This is a genomic window from Actinomadura sp. CNU-125 (assembly GCF_001942465.1).
Lineage (GTDB): Bacteria > Actinomycetota > Actinomycetes > Streptosporangiales > Streptosporangiaceae > Spirillospora.
In genome coordinates this window covers 1-4,535 of the sequence record NZ_MKJY01000347.1, presented here as the reverse complement: position 1 = coordinate 4,535, position 4,535 = coordinate 1, and the positions used below count along the sequence as shown (strand labels likewise).

The 4,535-nt window shown below is 73.4% G+C and carries 5 protein-coding genes; all 5 read right to left on the bottom strand.

The window, feature by feature from the left end; all coding sequences use genetic code 11:
• Positions 1-319 precede the first annotated feature (319 nt).
• A complete protein-coding gene (locus BJF79_RS32805) occupies positions 320-562 on the bottom strand; it encodes an RNA-binding protein (protein ID WP_026405312.1) in 243 nt (80 codons plus the stop codon).
• A gap of 1 nt (position 563) precedes the next feature.
• Positions 564-995, bottom strand: coding sequence for a 30S ribosomal protein S16 (rpsP, locus tag BJF79_RS32800; RefSeq protein ID WP_075903289.1), 432 nt, complete (start codon positions 993-995; stop codon positions 564-566).
• Positions 996-1,186: 191 nt separating this feature from the next.
• The gene (gene ffh / locus BJF79_RS32795; RefSeq protein WP_075903287.1) at positions 1,187-2,761 is read right to left on the bottom strand and encodes a signal recognition particle protein; all 1,575 of its coding nucleotides are present in this window, start codon (positions 2,759-2,761) and stop codon (positions 1,187-1,189) included.
• 456 nt (positions 2,762-3,217) lie between these two features.
• A complete protein-coding gene (locus BJF79_RS62660; RefSeq protein ID WP_262402884.1) occupies positions 3,218-3,664 on the bottom strand; it encodes an ACT domain-containing protein in 447 nt (148 codons plus the stop codon).
• 88 nt (positions 3,665-3,752) lie between these two features.
• On the bottom strand, positions 3,753-4,535 hold a 783-nt coding region (locus BJF79_RS62655; protein WP_262402883.1), incomplete at its 5' end, for an HD domain-containing protein.

Below are 4,535 nucleotides of genomic sequence, written 5' to 3'. Positions count from 1 at the left end.
GGCGTGTGGGGCCGGACGAACGGCGCCGACTGCTCGGCAAGGCCGCGCGCCCGGGGCGTTCGGGTCGACCGCTTGCGAACGGAGGGGCGGCGTAGGGCGCGGCGTGTGGGGCCGGACGAGTGGGCGAACCGCCCGGCAAGGCCGCACACCCGGCACGTCCGGGCCGATCACCTGTGGCGGGACGTGCGGGACGGTGTGCGGCCGGGCGGGGTGAGAGCGGGGCCGCGAAGAGAGCGCTCGGGCGGGGGGACGGCCGGGCAGGTCGTCCCCCCGCACGGACACGGCGGGACGCCGTGCGGCGGTGCTGAGGTTCACGCGCTCAGCGGACCTCGTTGACGTCGAGCAGGTCCACGCGCACGTAGCGGCCTCCGGAGAGGGCGCTGATCACGGTGCGCAGGGCCTTGGCGGTGCGACCGCCTCGGCCGATGACCTTGCCGAGGTCCTCGGGGTGCACGCGCACCTCCAGGACCCGGCCGCCCCTGATCCTGCGGGCGCGCACTCCGACGTCGTCGGGGTGCTCGACGATCCCGCGGACCAGGTGCTCGAGCGCTTCTTCGAGCACGTCAGCCCTCGCTCTTGACTTCGGTTTCGGCCTTCTTCGGCTCGGCCTTCTTCTTGGCGCGGGTGGCGGTGGCCTCGCCCGCGTCGTCACCGAGGGCCTCCTTGACCGCGGCCTCGAAAACGGCCTTGCGGTCGGGCCGCGGCTCGGCGACCTTGAGGGTGCCCTCGGCGCCCGGCTCGCCCTTGAACTTCTGCCAGTCGCCGGTGATCTTCAGCAGGTTCTGCACGGCCTCGGTCGGCTGCGCGCCGACGCCGAGCCAGTACTGCGCCCGCTCGGAGTCGATCTGGATGAGCGACGGCTCCTGCTTGGGCTGGTAGAGGCCGATCTCCTCGATGGCCCGGCCGTCCCGCTTGGTGCGGGCGTCGGCGACGACGACCCGGTACTGCGGGTTCCGGATCTTCCCCAGACGCTTGAGCTTGATCTTGACTGCCACGGGTGTGGTGTACTCCAGACTTCATTACAGGGTGGGCGTGCCATGCCAGGTGGGGAACACCGGCGTCCGGCCCGCCCGAGGGACTCCGGCCGCGCAGGACGAGAGAGGGCGCCTCGCGGCTACGGGGTTTCCAGCCTGTCATTCTGCCAGATGGAGGCGGGAAAAGCGCAATCGCGCGGTGACGCCGCGCGTCACTTCTTCTTGCGGCCCTGCAGTTTGTCGAGGTCGGGCATCTGGAAACCCGGGGGCAGCTGGCCGCCGCCGAGGCCGGGAGGCAGCTGCCCGCCGCCGAGGCCGGGCGGGAGCCCCTGGGGCGCGCCGTCGGCGTGCTCCTTGGGCTGGTTGCCCTGGGCGGCGCGCTTGCGGGGGTCGCCGCTGCGCTGCTTGCCCTTCTTGTTCTTGGCCTTGGCGGCCTTGGCCGCCTTGCGCTTGCCCCCACCGGGCATGCCCGGCATGCCGGGGATGCCGCCCGCCATCTGACGCATCATCTTCTGCGCGTCGAAGAAGCGGGTGACGAGGCTGTTGACCTCACCGACTTCGACGCCGGAGCCCTTGGCGATACGGGCCCGGCGCGAACCGTTGATGATCTTGGGCTGGGAGCGTTCCTGCGGGGTCATCGAGCGGATGATCGCGGCGATCCGGTCCAGGTCGCGGTCGTCGATCTGGCTGATCTGGTCGCGGACCTGGCCCATGCCGGGCATCATCCCGAGCAGGTTGCCGATGGGGCCGAGCTTGCGGATCATCATCATCTGCTCGAGGAAGTCCTCGAGGGTGAAGTCCTCGCCGGAGGCGAACTTGGCCGACATCTTCTCGGCCTGCGCCTCGTCGAAGGTGCGCTCGGCCTGCTCGATCAGGGTGAGGACGTCGCCCATGTCGAGGATGCGCCCGGCCATCCGGTCCGGGTGGAAGACGCTGAAGTCCTCGAGCTTCTCACCGGTGGAGGCGAACATGATCGGCCGGCCGGTGATGTGCCGGACCGAGAGGGCCGCACCGCCGCGCGCGTCGCCGTCGAGCTTGGTGAGGGCGACGCCGTCGAAGCCGACGCCGTCCATGAACGCCTGGGCGGTGTTGACGGCGTCCTGGCCGACCATGGCGTCGACGACGAACAGGACGTCGTCGGGCTTGACCGCGTCGCGGATGTCGATCGCCTGCTGCATCATCTCGGCGTCGATGCCGAGACGGCCCGCGGTGTCGATGACGACGACGCTGTGCTGCGCGCGGCGCGCCTGCTCGATGGAGCGGCGGGCGACGTCCACGGGGTCGCCGACGCCGCTGCCGGGCTCGGGCGCGAACACCGGGACCCCGGCGCGTTCGCCGACGACCTCCAGCTGCTGGACGGCGTTCGGCCGCTGCAGGTCGGCCGCCACCAGCATCGGGGTCTGGCCCTCCTGCTTGAGCCAGCGGGCGAGCTTGCCGGCGAGGGTGGTCTTACCGGCGCCCTGCAGGCCCGCCAGCATGATGACGGTCGGCGGGTTCTTGGCCAGCCGCAGCTCGCGCGTCTCGCCGCCGAGGATCTCGATGAGCTCCTCGTTGACGATCTTGACGACCTGCTGCGCGGGGTTCAGCGCCTGCGAGACCTCCGTGCCCCGCGCCCGCTCCTTGATCCGCGCGATGAAGTCCTTGACCACGGGCAGCGCGACGTCGGCCTCGAGCAGCGCGACGCGGATCTCGCGGGCCGTGGCGTTGATGTCGGCCTCGGAGAGCCGGCCCTTGGTGCGCAGCGACGAGAAGACCGTCGTCAGCCGGTCGGAGAGCGTCTCGAACACGTGTCTGGACCGTCCTTGGAAAGCTACTGGGATCGCCTATCAGCGTATCGGCTCCCCGGCGGGTTCCCACCCGCCCCGGCCCTCGTCCGCCGAGTCTGTGCGCTTCTTCCCCATGACGATCTCGGTCGGGGTCCTCCCGCTTCCCGGGCGACCGCCGCTTCCGCACTTGTGCATGCTTCGAGCGTGGCGTCGGGGGTCGGCCCCTGGCCATGGGCTATGCCCGGGGTTTGGAGAGTTACCGGGGGGGCGCGCACCTGGGATGCACGGGAGCGCCCTGTCGGCCGCTTCGACCGACCGGCGTTGCCGTCGTCGCAGGGCCTTGCGGATGCCCGCCCCCAGGACGCGCCTTTCTCGTCCGTAGCCGCTTCGACAGCCGGGCCCCGGCCTTTCGGTTGCGGCGCGGAGTGCCCCTGGACGGGCGGGGCCGCTGCGATCGTCCGGCGCCCGGCCTCGTCGTCAGGCCAGGGCCTTGAGGATGTCGGTGCGGACCGCCTCCAGGACGGACGGGTCGGCGGGCGGGCGGTCGCGGGCGTCGACGACGTAGAAGACGTCGACGGCCTCGGCGCCGAGCGTGTCGACCTGGGCCGCGCGGATCTGCAGGCCGTGGCCGCCGAGCGCGCGTCCGATCCGCCACAGCAGCCCCGGACGGTCGTGGGCGCGGACCTCGACGACGGCGGCGGTGCTGGACGCACCGTCGACGATCATCACGCGGGGCGGCGGGACGGGCGAGCCGGGACGGACGCGGCGGGAGCGGGCGCGGCGTTCGAGGCGGCCCGCGACGTCGAGCCGGTCGGCGAGCATGCGCCGCAGGTCGGCTTCGAAGGCGGCGGGGTCGGGCGGGGAGCGAATTCGGGGACGGCGGTGAAGTCGAGGACGGCCGTGCCCCGCGCCGGGGGACGACACGGTGCGGGCGGTCCGGACGGCGAGGCGGTGCAGGGCGAGGACGCCCGCGGCGCCCGTAGCAGGCCGGGACGGTCCGGGGCGGCGATCGTCACGCGGGATCGGCGACGCGGACGGCGACGCGGTCGCGGCGGGCGAGGGCGAGTTCGCGTTCGCCGAGGGCGGGCGGGGGCGGCGGGGTGCCGCCGGAGAGGGCGGCGGCGGCGCGGCGGGCGAGTTCGGCGACGAGCCGGGCTTTCCACGCGTTCCAGGCGGCGGGGCCGGTGGCGTTGCCGTCGGCGATCGCGAGGGCGGCGAGCAGTTCGAGGGTTTCGCGTTCGCGGCCGGGGACGTCGGCGACGGCGGTGGTGACGGTCTCGATGGTGGCGGGGTCGTCGATGTCGCGGCGGGTGGCGGTGTGCGGGAGGAGGAGGTGGTGGCGGACGACGGCCCGCAGGGACGCGGCGTCGGCGGCGGCGAAGCCGAGGCGGGCGGCGATGTCGGCGGCGATGGGGGCTCCGGCGACGCTGTGGTCGCCGCCGCGCCCCTTGCCGATGTCGTGCAGGAGGGCGCCGGTGAGGAGGAGGTCGGGGCGGGCGACGTCGCGGGTGAGGGCGGCGGCTCCGGCGGCGGTCTCGACGAGGTGGCGGTCGACGGTGAACCGGTGGATCGGGTCGCGTTGCGGCCGGTTCCGGACATGTCCCCATTCGGGGATCAGCCGGACGATCACCCCGGCCTGGTCGAGCGACTCCCACACGGGGATGGCCGGGGGTCCGGCGCCGAGGAGGGAGACGAGGGCGTCGCGGGCGTCGGACGGCCAGGGCGGTCCGGGCACGGCGGCGGACGCGGCGAGGCGTTCGACGGTCGCGGGCACGAAGCGGCAGGCCGTGCTGCG